At 61.2% G+C, this 15,710-nt stretch carries 15 protein-coding genes and 4 tRNA genes; 7 read left to right on the top strand and 12 right to left on the bottom strand.

Going from position 1 to position 15,710, the window contains the following annotated elements; genetic code table 11:
* Positions 1-16: 16 nt before the first annotated feature.
* A complete protein-coding gene (locus ACZ0AV_RS23135) occupies positions 17-2,098 on the bottom strand; it encodes a TonB-dependent receptor (protein WP_499153173.1) in 2,082 nt (693 codons plus the stop codon).
* Between the two features lie 402 nt (positions 2,099-2,500).
* On the opposite strand from ACZ0AV_RS23135, the gene ACZ0AV_RS23130 reads away from it, so the two are divergent.
* Positions 2,501-2,785 (top strand): hypothetical protein, encoded by a 285-nt coding sequence (locus ACZ0AV_RS23130; protein WP_499153172.1) that lies wholly within the window; start codon positions 2,501-2,503, stop codon positions 2,783-2,785.
* 192 nt (positions 2,786-2,977) lie between these two features.
* On the opposite strand, the gene ACZ0AV_RS23125 is transcribed toward ACZ0AV_RS23130, so the two are convergent.
* Positions 2,978-3,211, bottom strand: coding sequence for a hypothetical protein (locus ACZ0AV_RS23125; RefSeq protein WP_499153171.1), 234 nt, complete (start codon positions 3,209-3,211; stop codon positions 2,978-2,980).
* The gene (locus tag ACZ0AV_RS23120; RefSeq protein WP_499153170.1) at positions 3,190-3,708 is read right to left on the bottom strand and encodes a hypothetical protein; all 519 of its coding nucleotides are present in this window, start codon (positions 3,706-3,708) and stop codon (positions 3,190-3,192) included. The genes ACZ0AV_RS23125 and ACZ0AV_RS23120 overlap by 22 nt, the downstream gene beginning before the upstream one ends.
* Positions 3,709-3,864: 156 nt before the next feature.
* On the opposite strand from ACZ0AV_RS23120, the gene ACZ0AV_RS23115 reads away from it, so the two are divergent.
* Positions 3,865-5,622 carry an ABC transporter ATP-binding protein/permease gene (locus ACZ0AV_RS23115; protein WP_499153169.1) on the top strand — a complete coding sequence of 586 codons (1,758 nt, stop codon included), beginning with the start codon at positions 3,865-3,867 and terminating at the stop codon, positions 5,620-5,622.
* A gap of 261 nt (positions 5,623-5,883) precedes the next feature.
* Here ACZ0AV_RS23115 and ACZ0AV_RS23110 read toward each other — a convergent pair.
* From ACZ0AV_RS23110 to ACZ0AV_RS23095, 4 genes are all read right to left on the bottom strand, one after another.
* A tRNA-Gly gene (locus ACZ0AV_RS23110) sits at positions 5,884-5,959 on the bottom strand.
* 13 nt (positions 5,960-5,972) lie between these two features.
* A tRNA-Glu gene (locus ACZ0AV_RS23105) sits at positions 5,973-6,048 on the bottom strand.
* A 46-nt stretch (positions 6,049-6,094) separates the two neighbouring features.
* A tRNA-Gly gene (locus ACZ0AV_RS23100) sits at positions 6,095-6,170 on the bottom strand.
* Between the two features lie 29 nt (positions 6,171-6,199).
* A tRNA-Glu gene (locus tag ACZ0AV_RS23095) sits at positions 6,200-6,275 on the bottom strand.
* A 352-nt stretch (positions 6,276-6,627) separates the two neighbouring features.
* On the opposite strand from ACZ0AV_RS23095, the gene ACZ0AV_RS23090 reads away from it, so the two are divergent.
* Positions 6,628-7,398 carry a hypothetical protein gene (locus ACZ0AV_RS23090; RefSeq protein WP_499153168.1) on the top strand — a complete coding sequence of 257 codons (771 nt, stop codon included), beginning with the start codon at positions 6,628-6,630 and terminating at the stop codon, positions 7,396-7,398.
* Between the two features lie 74 nt (positions 7,399-7,472).
* On the opposite strand, the gene ACZ0AV_RS23085 is transcribed toward ACZ0AV_RS23090, so the two are convergent.
* Together ACZ0AV_RS23085 and ACZ0AV_RS23080 are read right to left on the bottom strand one after the other, a co-directional pair.
* Positions 7,473-7,955: a GAF domain-containing protein gene (locus ACZ0AV_RS23085; protein ID WP_499153167.1), complete on the bottom strand. Its 483-nt coding sequence runs from the start codon at positions 7,953-7,955 to the stop codon at positions 7,473-7,475.
* Positions 7,952-8,842 (bottom strand): ATP-binding protein, encoded by an 891-nt coding sequence (locus ACZ0AV_RS23080; protein WP_499153166.1) that lies wholly within the window; start codon positions 8,840-8,842, stop codon positions 7,952-7,954. The genes ACZ0AV_RS23085 and ACZ0AV_RS23080 overlap by 4 nt, the downstream gene beginning before the upstream one ends.
* A 101-nt stretch (positions 8,843-8,943) precedes the next feature.
* On the opposite strand from ACZ0AV_RS23080, the gene ACZ0AV_RS23075 reads away from it, so the two are divergent.
* Positions 8,944-11,256, top strand: a complete 2,313-nt coding sequence (locus ACZ0AV_RS23075; protein WP_499153165.1) for a hybrid sensor histidine kinase/response regulator — start codon at positions 8,944-8,946, stop codon at positions 11,254-11,256.
* Here ACZ0AV_RS23075 and ACZ0AV_RS23070 read toward each other — a convergent pair.
* The 3 genes from ACZ0AV_RS23070 to msrB all read right to left on the bottom strand — a co-directional run bounded on the left by ACZ0AV_RS23070 (position 11,245) and on the right by msrB (position 12,716).
* Positions 11,245-11,736, bottom strand: coding sequence for a MarR family winged helix-turn-helix transcriptional regulator (locus ACZ0AV_RS23070; protein ID WP_499153439.1), 492 nt, complete (start codon positions 11,734-11,736; stop codon positions 11,245-11,247). The two genes, ACZ0AV_RS23075 and ACZ0AV_RS23070, sit on opposite strands and share 12 nt — an antisense overlap.
* On the bottom strand, positions 11,714-12,202 hold the full coding sequence (locus ACZ0AV_RS23065) for a glutathione peroxidase (RefSeq protein WP_499153164.1): 489 nt from the start codon (positions 12,200-12,202) through the stop codon (positions 11,714-11,716). The genes ACZ0AV_RS23070 and ACZ0AV_RS23065 overlap by 23 nt, the downstream gene beginning before the upstream one ends.
* A gap of 121 nt (positions 12,203-12,323) precedes the next feature.
* Positions 12,324-12,716: a peptide-methionine (R)-S-oxide reductase MsrB gene (msrB, locus tag ACZ0AV_RS23060; protein WP_499153163.1), complete on the bottom strand. Its 393-nt coding sequence runs from the start codon at positions 12,714-12,716 to the stop codon at positions 12,324-12,326.
* Positions 12,717-12,863: 147 nt separating this feature from the next.
* On the opposite strand from msrB, the gene ACZ0AV_RS23055 reads away from it, so the two are divergent.
* From ACZ0AV_RS23055 to htpX, 3 genes are all read left to right on the top strand, one after another.
* The gene (locus ACZ0AV_RS23055) at positions 12,864-14,075 is read left to right on the top strand and encodes a pyridoxal phosphate-dependent aminotransferase (RefSeq protein WP_499153162.1); all 1,212 of its coding nucleotides are present in this window, start codon (positions 12,864-12,866) and stop codon (positions 14,073-14,075) included.
* Between the two features lie 79 nt (positions 14,076-14,154).
* Positions 14,155-14,601 (top strand): hypothetical protein, encoded by a 447-nt coding sequence (locus tag ACZ0AV_RS23050; protein WP_499153161.1) that lies wholly within the window; start codon positions 14,155-14,157, stop codon positions 14,599-14,601.
* A gap of 227 nt (positions 14,602-14,828) precedes the next feature.
* Positions 14,829-15,701: a protease HtpX gene (gene htpX / locus ACZ0AV_RS23045; RefSeq protein ID WP_499153160.1), complete on the top strand. Its 873-nt coding sequence runs from the start codon at positions 14,829-14,831 to the stop codon at positions 15,699-15,701.
* Positions 15,702-15,710 lie beyond the last annotated feature (9 nt).

Genomic DNA, 15,710 nt, shown 5'->3' with positions numbered 1-15,710 from the left:
CAGGCTCCAATCTTCCTCAGAAGTCGTAACGAGCCGCTACGCCGAGCGTCATCGGCGCACCTACGTCGAGCAGGGTGTCACTCTGATTATTGGTGGTGTATTGCTCGTCGAACAGATTGCGCACATAGCCGCTGAGCGTCAGATCGCCGATAGGGTATTCGGCGTTCAAGTTCACCAGCGTGACGCTGTCGTTGCGACGAACCCTGGTGATTTCGCGCGCGGTGTTGGTATCGAAGTTGGAGATACTCTGCCCCTGATAAATGACGTCACCGCCGATCATCAGGCCATTGCCGAAGGTGTAGTTGGCCCCCACGTTGGCCATCTTCTTCGGTGCATAGACGAACTCGTAGCCACTCAGATCCACACCGTCACGCACGAAGGACTTGTAGGTAGTGTCGTTGTAGGCGAAGCCTGCGTTGACCAGCAGTTGCGAAGTCACCAGGTATTCGGCCGAGAACTCCAGACCGATCATGCGGCTATCGGCGGCGTTGGAGACCTGGGTCGTGTTATCGGCAATATTGCGGAACGACACCTGCTGGTCTTTCCATGAGGTGCGATAGAGGTTGGCGGTGGTGCGCAGACGGCGATCCAGCCAGTTACCCCGCCAGGCCAGCTCGTAGGTGCTGGTGAACTCGGGGTCGTAGGTATCGTGACGTGAGCGGCTACGAATATTGACACCCCCACTGCGATAGCCGCGCTGCCAGGTCAGCCCGAGCACCTGATTCTCGGTGAGATCATGACTGATGCCGATTTTCGGCAGCAGTACGCTGGAACTGAGGTCCCTGTCGACAACAGGATCGGGAACGCTGATCAGGCGAACCGGGTAGTCGATCTTGGTGTTGTTCTTTTCGTGATCCCAACGCAGTCCGGTGATCAACTGCCAGTCATCCACGAACTCCCAATTGAGCTCACCGAAAACGGCATGACTGTCGATTTTGGTTTCGCCCTTCTGGTTCAGCGCGACCGTATTCCCATTGACCAACTGGTCATCGATCTCACCTTTGGAGCGCCCCAGATACATACCCATGACGCCACTGACCCGGTCCGACGCATAACCCAGGCGCAACTCCTGGCTACCCAGGGTCTGTTCGTTATGACGAGGGGCGGTCTGCGTGACGGTGGTGGTTCGGTCGAAGTCGAGAATGGAATCGTACTTTGACCAGGTGCCGGAGGTGACGCTGGTCAGGGTCCAGAAGTCGTCCAGGCGATAATCAATCTTGGCCGTGGCGGTGTTCTGAGCGAGCGTATGCAAAGTCTCAGTGTTTTCGGAGATTTTGTAGTAATCGGGCCTGGCATCGCTTCCGGCAACCGCATTGATACCACTGCGCTGTTTGGTGCGGCTGAAGGTCAGCAACACGTCCATGTCATCGGACGGCAGAATGAGGAATTTGCCACGAATATTCGACGAACGAAGCTGGTTGGCATCCATATCCAGAAAATCGTTCTCGATATAGCCATCGGCGGTCTGGTAGTCGACGGCCAGACGGCCCGCCATAACACCGTCGATCAAGGAGCCATTGGCCATGGCCGAAGCCCCGCGCTCACCATATTTTCCGACATTGCTTCTCACCGAAAACTGCGGATCGAAGGTTGGATCCTTGCTTCTCATGATGATCGCGCCGGCCAGGGAGTTGCGCCCCTGCGTGGTCGACTGGGCACCTCGATAGATCTCCACCTGCTCCATGTCCCAGAGCGCCATGGGGTTGAGGGTCATGAGCCTGTTGACCTGCAGCGCATCGTCGACGTAGACGGAAACTGCACCGTTCATTGCGGCCGGCCCCTGATCATCAAAACCGCTCACCGGAATGCCGCGGATACCCCAGTTCTCATTGCCAGACTGGGCATAGACGCCCGGTGTGCGATCCATCACTGACTGCAGATCCTGGTCACCGTGGCTGCGCAGATCCTCGGCAGTCGCTACCGCCACACTGGAGAGAGTCTTCTCTTCGCTGCGCTGGATCTTCTCGCCCGTGATCATCACTTCCTCGAGCTGAAGCGCTTGATCTCCCCTGGTTCCCTCAGCAGCCAGCACTGAGGTCGCGGCTATCAGGCCGGACGCGACAGCAATTGCCAGCGTGCTTTTCTTGAAATTACTCATCTGCCCTTCGGCTCCTTCGCCTTTGCTTATTTTTGAAGCGAACGATGCTCGCTCCGTAGTCCCCCCAAAGCTTCGGCAGCAGAAGCCGGAAGCTCACAAGTGCGAAATATTATTGATTGCAAGATAATTTGCAATCTTTATGATAGTGATTATCATTAATCATCACTTACAGATTGTTTACACGTAGTCTCAGCCACGCAAGAAGCGATGCCCGCTGCATCGACCTTTGGCATAAACCTCTTGATTGGAGGGATGGGTCATGGCCCCTCGTCTACATGGAAGCGCAACGCACACCGCTCTTCACAGTGGCTGCCCTGCGCAACGCATCACGTCATCCCTTCGCTGCCGCTTCCACTCTCAACCCTCAGAGCCGCTGCCACCTGCCGTAAGGACCCTACGCTCATGAACCAGGTCGCCAACCTGCGCTCAGCCGATGCGCCCACCACGCCTCATGAACGGGATGATTGCATCGTAGCCCCCTTGATTGACGCTAACCCGCTTCCCCTCCTGATCGCCAGCCAACAAGGCCAGTCGATCCATACCCTGAGCGACGCATTGCGCACCCTGGCCCGGCAGACGCTGAGCACAACCGGCGGCGTCCTGTTTCGCAATTTCAAGGTACCGACGCCGCTGGACTTCAAGCGTTTCGCAGCCAGTTTCGGCATGCCGCTGGGCACCTACGATTGAGTCAAAGCGGGCTGCCAATTGCATGGCTTCGAAGGCGGGCATTTCTTCGCCTTCGAGCAGCCGGAAAAGGTGTGCGAACTGGTGAAGCGAAAACTGGCCGAGGCGCTGTAGCGAAATCGGCGAATCACACAGCTCCCACGGCGCCTTGGCCGGGATGAAATTCGAGCCACGTACCTGGAAGGCACGGCCGAACTAGCCCTCGGCGCCGTAGATGCAACGCAGATAACTCGCCTGCTCCGCCTGTGGCAGACGATGCAGTTTCGGGCAGGACTCGCACAGTACCTGCGGCTTGCCAGTCACCGGTGCATGCAACTGGTAGTGCAGGCAGCAATGGCGGCGCAAGGGGATACATGCACAGACATCGGGCGCCGGCGAATCGACCATCCATTGCAGGCTTCTGGGCTTCAGACGTCCATCAGCGACCACGGCACGCTCCAGCCAACGGTGGGCCTCGGCGAAGCCTTCGCGCTCAAGGTTGGCGTCCATGCGGGCAAAGGCCCCGTCCCAGATAGCGGCAAAGTTGCCCCATAGCACCTTCGGTGCCAGCCCCCCCAGGCTGCAATGCTGGCGAACAGCGGCTCAAGGTGCTCATGCAGCAGGCGCGCCCAGTAGTCGTCGCGCTGCCGGGCGGCAAGTGAAGCCTGCGGCGTCGGCAGAAACAGCGCACGAGGCTGCCCAGCCTCGTGCAACAAAGCGACCTCTTGTTCCCAGAAGGCAATGGCCAGGTCACGCGTCAACACGACTGCCAGCAAGGCCGGCAGCATGACGCTGAGATAATTCATCGACCACTGCGAGGCGACTGGCGGGCGCTTGATCCCGGGATAGAGTTCGGCGAAACGCTCGAGCATGGGATACAACACACTCGCGTCAGCCAGGTCGGGCAGCGGCACCGACGTGCGCCCGTGGGTCTCGACCTGGATCATGCGCTGGATGGGTGGCCATGCTTGGCAAAGCCAGTCCGGGAGTTCGATGGCCTGCCTCCGCCGCGCCGGGTCAAGATGATGAGAACTATTAGCATTGATGGTATAGCCGGCCCTCTATAAACTCAACGCGTTTCACGCCGGGCAACTCGAGGCCACATGCAGACATTACGTGATTTCTGGTTGCTCGCCCGACCGTTCTGGTCGTCTGCCGAAAAACGCCCCGCTTTCCTGCTGCTGTTCGGCACGGTCGCGATGAACCTGTGCCTGGTCGGGGTCAATCTGCTCTACAACTTCTGGAACCTGCACTTCTACAATGCCCTGCAGGCGCTCGATTACGATGCCTTCGTGATCGGTGGCATACAGTTTCTCTTCCTGCAAATGGGCCTGGCCATCTTCACCGTGGCCGCCTTCCATTTCCAGCAGAAACTCACCCTGCGCTGGCGCCGCTGGGCCACCGAGAACACTCTGCAACTCTGGCTGCAACGCCAGCGCTATCTCAAACTGCAACTGACGGCACCGGAAACCGACAACCCCGACCAGCGCATCGCCGACGACATCAACCTGTTCATCACCCTGTCGTTGAAACTCAGCCTGGGCCTGATGACCGCCCTGTTGTCGCTGTTTTCCTTCCTGCACATTCTCTGGCAGGCGTCGAGCTTGGTGCGCATTCCCTTCGCGGGCGAAGAACTGGTGATCCCAGGCCTGCTGGTATGGGCAGCGTTGCTCTACTCCATCCTAGGTACTGGCGGCGCCTTCTGGCTGGGGCGTGCACTACCACGCCTGAATTTCGTCCAGCAGCGTCGTGAAGCGGACTTTCGCTTCGCCATGATGCGCCTGCGCGAAAACGCCGAAGCCGTGGCCCAGTACCGGGGCGAGAGCGAAGAGCACGCTCGCTTCAGCCAGCGCCTGGGGGCGGCACTGGACAATTTCTGGTCCCTGGTGAAACAGCAGAAGATCGTGCTCGGCTACTCCACCTTCTACATGCGCAGCGCCATGATCATTCCCATGTTCATCATGGCACCACAGTTCTTCGCCGGCGCTTTCCCACTGGGCCGCCTGACTCAGCTCAGCGCCGCATTTGGCGAGGTTCACGAAGCCATGGCCTACCTGGTGAGAGTGTTCCCCGAGATCGCCGAGTGGAAAGCGGTCGTCGACCGTCTGGTCGGCTTTCAGCGGCGCCTCGCAAGCGTTGGTGAAGAGAACGGGGTACGCCTCGAGCACAGAACCGAGGGTTTTGAAGTCACCAACCTGTCGCTATGGCTCCCGGAAGGCAGAACGCTGCTCGATGGCTTCGACCTGCGTCTGCAGCCGGGAGAAAGTCTATTGATCCGCGCGCCATCGGGTTTCGGCAAATCCACCATGATCCGTGCACTCACCGGTATCTGGAGCCATGCATCCGGAGTGGCACGCTACAACCTAGGCAGCACGCTCACGCTCGCCCAAAAGCCCTACCTTCCCCTCGGTACATTGCGCGACCTGCTCTGGTACCCGTGCGCACCGCACCCGGAAGAAAATCCGCGGCTACTCGAAGCGATGCATCAGTGCGGCCTCGGTCACCTGAGCGGACGACTCGACAGCGAAATCGACTGGGCGCAGACTCTCAGCGTTGGCGAACAGCAGCGTTGTGCCTTCGTACGCGCCCTGTTGTTGCAACCAAACGTACTGTTTTTGGATGAAAGCAGCTCCGCATTGGATGAGGCGAGCGAAAGAACCTGTTATCAGCAATTGCGCCATGCCTTGCCGGACGCCATCTTGATCAGTGTCGGACATCGAGCCTCGCTGGAGGTCCTGCACAGCAAGACCCTGGATTTATACCGCCCCGCGACCACCGATAACGAGCCTCACCAGCAAGCAATCGGGTGTGAGCCCAGTAACCCATCGCCCAGCCCACAGACCCGCAGTCACGTCTCGTGACCGCGACGGGTAGTTAACCGTTGTACAGAGAGATCGGCAGTTGCCGAGGCGGCGGGCAAGAAAATGCATCGCACAGGCGCAGCGGTGCTAGATTCTCAATCGTGGAAAAGTGCGATGCCCGGCGCCTGAAAGCCATGAAAACGCAAAACCGCCAGTCAATCCTGGCCGAGTCATGACTGGATTGATTGGCGGCTGGCAGTTTTTCAGCGCCGAAACGCAGAGACGAAAACGCCGCTCGATTGAGCGGCGTTTTCGTTTATTTGGAGCGGGAAACGAGACTCGAACTCGCGACCCCGACCTTGGCAAGGTCGTGCTCTACCAACTGAGCTATTCCCGCATTTACAACGAATTGGCGTCCCCTAGGGGACTCGAACCCCTGTTACCGCCGTGAAAGGGCGGTGTCCTAGGCCACTAGACGAAGGGGACCTGGAACTTCTTACCGCGATTCAGCTGCCAGGCTGAATCCAGAATCTGGAGCGGGAAACGAGACTCGAACTCGCGACCCCGACCTTGGCAAGGTCGTGCTCTACCAACTGAGCTATTCCCGCAATCTTTACTGCCCCACTTCTTTCCGAAGTGGCGTCCCCTAGGGGACTCGAACCCCTGTTACCGCCGTGAAAGGGCGGTGTCCTAGGCCACTAGACGAAGGGGACGTTGCCCGGAATTTCCGGCTTCCCCGCTGTGCTTTTCAGCATTACCGTGGAAGTGGCGCGCATTCTATGGAGCCTTTCAACACTCGTCAACCTCTCATATAAAATTTTTTAAAATCAACGACTTCACCCCCGATTACTGAAGCTGCAACGACTATGACCCAACCCATCGCACCTGGCCCGCCGGGGGCATTTAACCGACGCCGCACTGCCGCGATGCGTGAGAGCCACGACTCACCCTGACAATGAGTGCAGATGCGCCACGATATGCGCCTGATCAAATGCATTCGCCGCTAGGAGGCAACTCAACTAAGCACTACACTTGTGGGAAACAGCGTTCGAGAGGTTAAAAGCGATGTCCTCGCTCGTGATCACCATGGCGATAATCGGCGGCATCATCCTGCTGGTGCTCATCGCCTACCTGAACCAGCTTGCGGAAAACAACAAGCGCAAGAAGGCCCGCCTCAAGGCGGACCTGGCCGAGCGTTATCGCCGCATCGCCGACCTCAACGAACAGCTCGCCGGCCAAGTGATGACGCCCGAGCTCAAGCTGCTGCTCAGCCGCCTGCAGCTGCATTTCGCCGAACGTGTGCTGGAAGTCGATAAACAGGAAGCCTCCTACGCGGCCGTGGCCCAGGAGCTGCGCAAGTTCATCGGCCTTGGCGAAGCCATTCCGGTGCGCAATGCGCCCTTCCCGGTAACCGATGACGAACGCGCCAAGCTCGTACGCGCCCAGTTGGAGAGCCTGCATGGGCAGATCACCAAGGCCGCGCAGACCGGCCTGTTACCTGTCGACGAAGCCAAGCACTGGGTACAGCAAACCCGCCACATGCTTGCCCAGCTTTATATAGAGCTGTACGGCAATCAGGCCACCCAGGCCCTGCAGCAGCAACAGACCGGCCATGCGCGATTGGCTCTGGAGCGTGGCGTGCAGTTCCTGCAGAAACAGAGCGATGCGCCTCGCTACGAGGCAACCCTGGCGCACTTCCAGAAGCAGCTCGCCCGGGTCAACGCCATGCTCGCCGCGCCCGTGCAACAGGCGGGCGACGAGTCCAGCGAACTGACCGAAGGCCTGAAATCGATGGCCGACGATGGTGACTGGAAGAAGAAGGCACTGTACGACTAGGCTGCTGGCAAACGGCTCACGCCACCCGCACTGTTGCCTCTGGCACCAGGCCTGCGGCACGGACGCAGCCGGGTTCAGCAATCGCTCGCGCGCAGCAGCACCGCGGCCAGCTCTTCGATTGCACGCTGGTCAGCTTCGGTGAAGCGGCCGAGCAACGGGCTGTCCAGATCCAGCACCCCGATCAGACGATCATCCTTGATCAGCGGCACGACCAGCTCGCTGTTGGAGGCGCTGTCGCAGGCGATATGCCCGGCAAAGGCATGCACGTCCTCGACCCGCTGGGTCTGTCGTGACGCGGCTGCCGCGCCACACACGCCGCGACCGAACGGAACGCGTACGCAGGCCACCTTGCCCTGGAACGGCCCGAGCACCAGTTGCTCATCCTTGACCAGGTAGAAGCCGGCCCAATTGAGCCCTTCCAGTTCGTGAAAAATGAACGCACTGAACTGCGCCGCGTTGGCGATGAAATCCCGCTCGCCTGCCAATAGCGCCTCCAGCTGGGCGGTCAACAACGGGTAGCCGGCGAGCCCGGCGCCGCTTTCACTCAGGTCGATCATTGCGAAGTCTCCAGTAACTGCAAGCCCACCCACTGGCGGGCGAACTGATAAGCGCAGCGACCGTTGCGGTTACCCCGCCCGGTAGCCCAGCGAACCGCACGCTTTTCCAGCTCCTCGTTCCACTGCCACTGCAGGCCAGTTGCTGCCGCCTGCACCTCGATCCAGTGACGCACCACGTCCAGATAATGTTGCTGGGTGAACGGATAGAAGGACAGCCACAGACCAAAGCGGTCCGACAGCGCGATCTTGTCCTCCACAGCCTCGTTGGGGTGCAGTTCGCCGTCGACCACCCGGGTGTTGGCGTTGTCGCTCTCGCGCTCCGGTACCAGGTGTCGACGGTTGGAGGTGGCGTACAGCAGCACGTTTTCCGGCGAGCGCTCCAGGGAGCCGTCGAGCACGCTCTTGAGAATCCGGTAATCACCCTCGCCGGCCTCGAAGGACAGGTCGTCGCAGAACAGAATGAAGCGTTGCGGCAGCGCCAGCAGTTGTTCGACCACCCGCGGCAGGTCGGCCAGGTGATCACGCTCGATTTCGATCAGCCGCAACCCGGCGCCTGCATGCTCGGCCAGCAGCGCGCGGACCAGCGACGACTTGCCGGTGCCGCGCGCGCCCCACAGCAGCGCATGGTTGGCCGGCATGCCCTGCACGAACTGGCGGGTATTGCGCGCCAGTTGCTCGCGCTGGGTATCGACGCCGATCAGGTCGCTCAGGCTCATGTCCAGGCTCACCTTCAGCGGCTGCAGGTAGCCGCCACGGCCTTCGCGCTGCCAGCGCGCTGCCAGACTGTGCGTCCAGTCGAGCGGCTCGCGCGTGGCAGGCAGCAGCGGCTCCAGGCGCGTCAGCACGCTGTCGGCGCGCTGCAAGAAATCAAGCAAACGGGAATCCACGGTCAGTTCCTCGAATCAATCAGGTATGTGCGGCAGGTGTGCCGAAAAACAGGTGACATCGACTATGCTTGGGCAGCGAATGGAACGAGACAGCGCCCTTTATGGAAATACCACTGACACAGCGGCTGTCATTCAAACAGGCAGGCCTCACCGTTCTGGTGGCGTTCATCATCGGCGTATTGCTCAGCCTGGTGCAGATAGGCGTCGATTATGCCAGCGAAGACGCGGCCATCAACCGCGAGATTCGCGCGCTGATGGATATCAGCCACAACCCTGCCGCCCGCATCGCCTACAACATCGACGCCGAACTGGCGCAGGAACTGGTCGCCGGCCTGCAGCGCTCACCCGCGGTGATCGCCGCGCGCATCGTCGACAACAACGGCGAAACCCTGGCCAGTTCCTCACAGCCGGCTGCCGAGAGCCGCTACCGGTTGCTCAGCGATTTTCTGTTCGGCAGCAGCCGTCATTTCGAAACCCGCCTGTCGGTCGATCACGCCCCTGATGAACAGTTGGGTTCGCTGCAGCTCGACATCGACACCTACGCCTTCGGCAGTAACTTCCTCAAACGCTCGATGCTGACCCTGATCAACGGCTTCGCGCGCAGCCTGCTGTTGTCGGTGGTGCTGCTCGTGCTGTTCTATTTCATGCTGACCAAACCCCTGAGCCAGGTGATCCAGGCACTGGCCGGCCGGGACCTGCGCACCCCCGACCGCACGCGCCTGCCCTGCCCGCCCGGCCACGAGCGCGATGAGATCGGCGTCCTGGTGGAGGTTGCCAACCGCCAGTTCGCCAGCATCTCCACCGAAATCGAACAACGACGCAGCGCCGAGGACCGGCTCACCGATTACCTCGGCGAACTGGAAGCCATCGTTTCCGCCCGCACGGTGGAACTCAAGGCCGCCAACAGCCGCCTCAGTCGCTCCAATGACGAACTCGAACAGGCGCGCCGCGATGCGCTGGCCATGGCCCAGGCGCGTTCGATCTTTCTGGCCAACATGAGCCATGAAATCCGCACGCCGCTCAATGGTCTGCTGGGCATGGTGGCGCTGTCGCTCGAAGGCCCGCTGAACAGCGAACAGCGCCAGCAGCTGTCGATCGCCCATGACTCGGGCAAGGTGCTGGTCGATCTGCTCAACGACATTCTCGACCTGTCGAAGTTCGAAGCCGGGCAGCTGGAGCTGGAAAACATCGCCTTCGACCTCGGCACCCTGGTCGAGGGAACGGCCAGCCTGCTGTCACAGAACGCCCTGCCCGGCGTGGAGCTGACCTGCCTGATCGACCCACAGCTGCCGGTACAGGTGCTTGGCGACCCTACCCGCGTGCGGCAGATCGTCAGCAACCTGCTCTCCAACGCCCTCAAGTTCACCCGCGAGGGACGGGTCGATATCCGCGTCAGCTCGACCGCGGATCAGGTGCGCATCGAAGTTTGCGATACCGGCATCGGCATTGCCGAAGACGCCCAGGCGCGCATCTTCCAGCCATTCACCCAGGCAGGCGCGGACATTGCCCGCCAGTTCGGCGGCACGGGCCTCGGGCTGGCGCTGACACGCCGCCTGTGCGAGGCCATGCAGGGTCGACTGGAGCTGGCTTCATCCCCGGACAGCGGCAGCCGCTTCACTGCAACCCTGCCACTGCCGGGCCTGCAGGCTGCACCGACGCCTGCGCAGCTGACGGGGCGCGTTCTGGCCATCTGTGGCGCCGACAGCGGCCTGGCCGAACTGCTGCCGCTGCTGGTCGGCCATTGGGGCCTGGCCTATCAGCGCCTGGATAGCGCCCAGCAGGCCGGCGATGCCGCTGCCGATGTGCTGATCAGCGATTGCCCGAGCTGCATGGAACGCCTGCGCCAGCACACCGCCGTGCCGATCATCCTGGTCACTGCTTACGGCAGCTTTCTCGACCCCGACCATGCCAGCCAGCTGGCACCGCTGGAACAGGTGGCCCGGCCGCTCACCCGCCAGCACCTGCTGCAGGCGCTGAATCATGCCCTGCAGCAGCCAGCCGAGCATGTCACCAGCACGCAGGCACCGTCAGCGTCGCTGCGCCAGCGGGCGCACCATGTGCTGCTGGTCGAGGACAACCCGGTCAATCAGCTGGTTGCCAAGGGCATGCTCAGTAAACAGGGCCTGCAGGTGACCCTGGCCAACAATGGCGAACAGGCGCTTGCGCGGCTGCACGAGGAAACCTTCGACCTGGTGCTCATGGACTGCAACATGCCGATCATGGACGGCTACGAGGCCAGCCGCCAGATCCGCGAAAACCCGGCGTGGCAGCACTTGCCGATCATCGCCCTGACGGCCAATGCCCTGTTCGAGGAGCGTGAGCGGTGCCTCGCGGCAGGCATGAGCGACTACCTGGCAAAACCCTTCCGCCGTGAAGAGCTGCTGGGCCTGCTCGACCAGTGGCTACCGGCCTGAGGAAATCGCCGAGTGCTGCCCCGACAGGCCGCGCATACGCCGCAGCAACTGGTCGAGCTGCACACGCAGGGGCTCGAGCTCGCGTGTATCGACGCCGTGCTCGCAAAGCAGCTCGCGTTTGAGCACAGGCACCCGGTCGCGCAACTGACGGCCAGCGTCGGTAAGCAGCAAATGCACCTCGCGCTCGTCCTGCGCACTGCGCTGGCGCTGCACCAGGCCGGCCTGCTGCAAGCGCTTGAGCAATGGCGTCAGCGTGCCGGAGTCGAGCAACAGGCGCTCACCGAGCGCCTTCACCGTTGGCTGCTCGGGCCCTGCTCCGTCCCATTCCCAGAGCACCAGCATGGCCAGGTACTGCGGATAGGTCAGTTCGAGTCGCTCAAGCATCGGTTTGTAGCCGCGCACCACCAGGCGGGACGCGGCATACAGCTGAAAGCACAACTGCCGGTCGAGGTTCAGCTCATCCATCGAGCATTGCTTCAATGGCAGTGCGCAGCGCCTGCGGCTTGGTGGTGGGCGCATACCGGCTAACCTGGCGACCATCGCCGCTGATCAGGAACTTGGTGAAGTTCCACTTAATGCGCTGGGTTCCCAGCAGGCCCGGCGCCTCACGCTTGAGCTGCACGAAAAGAGGATGGGCGGCATCGCCATTGACCTCGACCTTGCGAAACAGCGGAAAGCTCACGCCAAAGTTGAGCTCGCAGAAACTGGAGATCGCCTTCTCGTCCGCCGGCTCCTGCTTGCCGAACTGGTTGCAGGGAAAGCCCAGCACCACCAACCCCTTGTCCCTGTATTGCTTCCAGAGGCTTTCCAGGCCCTCGTACTGCGGTGTGAACCCGCACTGGCTGGCCGTATTGACGACCAGAATCGCTTTGCCGCCAAAGTCGGCCAGGGTTTTGCGCTCGCCACTGATCATCGCGCAGGGTATCGCCAGCAAATCGTGACTCATGGTGCGGACTCGCTAATAAATGAGAACAAAGAATAGACAGCAATTAGATCGCACACAATTCAATCACTCAAAAACAAGGCCCGCCAGCCGCGGGCCGCAGGTCATGACAGGCACGCGCCGATCAACGGGGCACGTGCTTGAGCGACACCGAGTTGATGCAGTAGCGCAGCCCGGTCGGCCGCGGGCCGTCGGGGAACACGTGGCCAAGGTGCGCATCGCAATTCGAGCAGCGCACTTCGATGCGGTGCATGCCGTGGGTGAAGTCTTCCAGCTCGGTAATTACCTCGGCATTGAGCGGCTGGAAGTAACTCGGCCAGCCACAGCCGGAGTCGAACTTGGCGTCGGAATCGAACAGCGGCGTGCCACAGCACACGCATTCGTATACGCCCGGCGCCTTGCTGTCGTGATACTCGCCAGTGAAGGGCCGCTCCGTGCCGCCCAGCCGACAGACGTTGAACTGCGTGTCGGACAACTCTTCACGCCAGGTTTCCAATGGTTTTTCGAGCTTGCTCACAGGCCGTCCTCCTAAGGATAAAAAAGCCTTATCTGTACCTTTGCCCGACTCAGGCTGACACGTATGATTCGACACCTCAACCCGCAACGGCTCGCCGCCGCCTCGGCCCGCTGAAGGCCGCACCTCTTCGATTCGGGATTCTTCACCATGCAGGTCAGCAAATCCAACAAGCTCGCCAACGTCTGCTACGACATTCGCGGCCCGGTGCTCAAGCACGCCAAACGTCTGGAGGAGGAAGGCCAGCGCATCCTCAAGCTGAATATCGGCAACCCGGCACCGTTCGGCTTCGAGGCGCCCGAAGAAATTCTCCAGGACGTGATCCGCAACCTGCCCACGGCCCAGGGCTACAGCGATTCGAAGGGCCTGTTCAGCGCCCGCAAGGCAGTCATGCAATACTGCCAGCAGAAGCAGATCGAAGGCGTCAGTATCGAGGACATCTACCTCGGCAATGGCGTTTCCGAACTGATCGTCATGGCCATGCAGGCGCTGCTCAACAATGGCGATGAAGTGCTGATCCCCGCCCCGGACTACCCCCTGTGGACGGCAGCTGTAGCGCTGTCAGGCGGCAGCCCGGTGCATTACCTGTGCGACGAACAGGCCGGTTGGTTTCCGGACATCGCCGACATGCGCGCCAAGATCACCCCGAATACCAAGGCGCTGGTGCTGATCAACCCGAACAACCCGACCGGCGCGGTGTATTCGCGCGAAGTGCTGCAGGACATCGTCGACCTGGCGCGCCAGCACAACCTGGTGATTTTTTCCGACGAAATCTACGACAAGATTCTCTACGACGAAGCCCAGCACATCTCCACTGCCTCCCTGGCCCCGGACGTGCTCTGCCTGACCTTCAACGGGTTGTCGAAGTCTTACCGCGTGGCGGGCTTCCGCTCCGGCTGGGTGATCATTTCCGGTCCCAAGCATCGGGCGAAGAGCTACATCGAAGGCATCGACATCCTCGCCAACATGCGTCTGTGCGCCAACGTGCCCAGCCAGCACGCGATCCAGACCGCACTGGGCGGCTACCAGAGCATCAACGACCTGGTGCTGCCGCAAGGCCGCCTGCTGGAACAGCGCAACCGTACCTGGGAGCTGCTCAACGACATTCCCGGTGTCAGCTGCGTCAAGCCCATGGGCGCGCTGTACGCCTTTCCGAAGATCGACCCGAAAATCTGCCCGATCCACAACGACGAGAAGTTCGTGCTCGACCTGCTGCTGTCCGAAAAGCTGCTGGTGGTTCAAGGCACGGCCTTCAACTGGCCGTGGCCGGATCATTTCCGGGTGGTCACCCTGCCCCGCGTCGATGACCTCGAGCAGGCCATCGGCCGGATCGGCAACTTCCTCAAGACCTACCGTCAGTGACGATGCTGCTGCCTGCGGGCGCCATACCGGCGCCACAGGCAGCACGTCGGCCTGCCCACATGCCAGCCGGACCGATCTCATGGACCTGCAGATAGACGACTTCTACAAGGATGCCGCCAGCGGCCTGCTGGCGCTCTATCAGGTGTTCCCGCGCAAGGCTGCGCTCTACGTGGAGGACCTCATCGGCCGCGAAGAGCCTGACGAGTTCGGCCTGCCGAGCAAACGCCACCAGGCGTGCCTGGGCACCCTGCTGTGGCTCGCCGACGAAGGCTACCTGCGGTACGAATCGACCATTGGCTATGACGCTCTGGATCAGGCGGTGCTCAGTGAGAAGGGCTTCCTGCGCCTGTCGCAAAGCATTCCTCGCGCCCTGCCCGAAGGTACATCGCTGCCACCGGCGGTGAATCGTGTGCAGGCGACGCTGGCCTTTCAATTGCGCGAAGCGCTGGCTCAGCAACATGGTGAACGGATTGCGCGGCTGACCCGCCAATTGTTCGAAACCCGCCGCGCAGAGCCGCGCGGCTAGTCAGCGAAGGCTGGCCTGGGCTGCCATGGCCGCGGTTTTTCTCGGCCAGGATTGAAATAAACCGACAAAACCCCATCTAAGCACTGGTGAACGCCAGAGCCGCTGGCAAGCGGCCTGATGCAGGCGACACAGTTTGAAATAGTCACTCGGTTGAATAGCCACAGGGCGAGCCCTTATATAGCCGCCGTATCGAGCCTGTCTTTCCCCGTGAGGAGTCGTTTCACACCATGATGCGCATTATGTTGTTCCTGGCTACCAACCTGGCGGTACTGGTTATCGCCAGTATCACCCTCAAACTGCTGGGGGTTGATCGCTTTACCGGCCAGAACCACGGCAGCCTGCTGATTTTCTGCGCGGTCTTTGGTTTTGCCGGCTCGCTGATCTCGCTCTTCCTGTCCAAGTGGATGGCGAAGATGAGCACCGGCACTGAAATCATCACCCAACCACGCACCCGTCACGAGCAGTGGCTGCTGCAGACCGTTGAGCAGTTGTCCCGCGAGGCCGGTATCAAGATGCCGGAAGTGGGCATCTTCCCGGCCTACGAGTCCAATGCCTTCGCCACCGGCTGGAACAAGAACGACGCGTTGGTCGCGGTCAGTCAGGGCCTGCTCGAGCGCTTCTCGCCCGACGAAGTGAAAGCCGTGCTGGCCCACGAGATCGGTCACGTGGCCAATGGCGACATGGTCACCCTGGCGCTGATCCAGGGCGTGGTGAACACCTTCGTGATGTTCTTCGCGCGCATCTTCGGCAACTTCGTCGACAAGGCGATCCTCAAGAACGAAGGCGGCCACGGCATCGGTTACTTCGTGGCGACCATCTTCGCCGAACTGGTCCTGGGTATCCTGGCCAGCATCATCGTCATGTGGTTCTCGCGTAAACGTGAGTACAAGGCCGACGAAGCCGGCGCGCGACTGGCCGGCACCGGTGCCATGATCGCCGCGCTGCAACGCCTGCGCGCCGAACAGGGCGTGCCGGTGCAGATGCCCGACAGCCTGACCGCTTTCGGCATCAATGGTGGCCTGAAGAACGGCCTGGCCGGCTTGTTGATGACCCACCCGAAACTGGAAGATCGCATCGAAGCCCTGCGCCGCCTGGGCTGAGTGCGACAC

Source organism: Pseudomonas sp. AC532 (assembly GCF_979258965.1).
The sequence above is the reverse complement of the archived record's forward strand: the minus strand, read 5'-3'. Positions and strand labels throughout refer to the sequence as shown.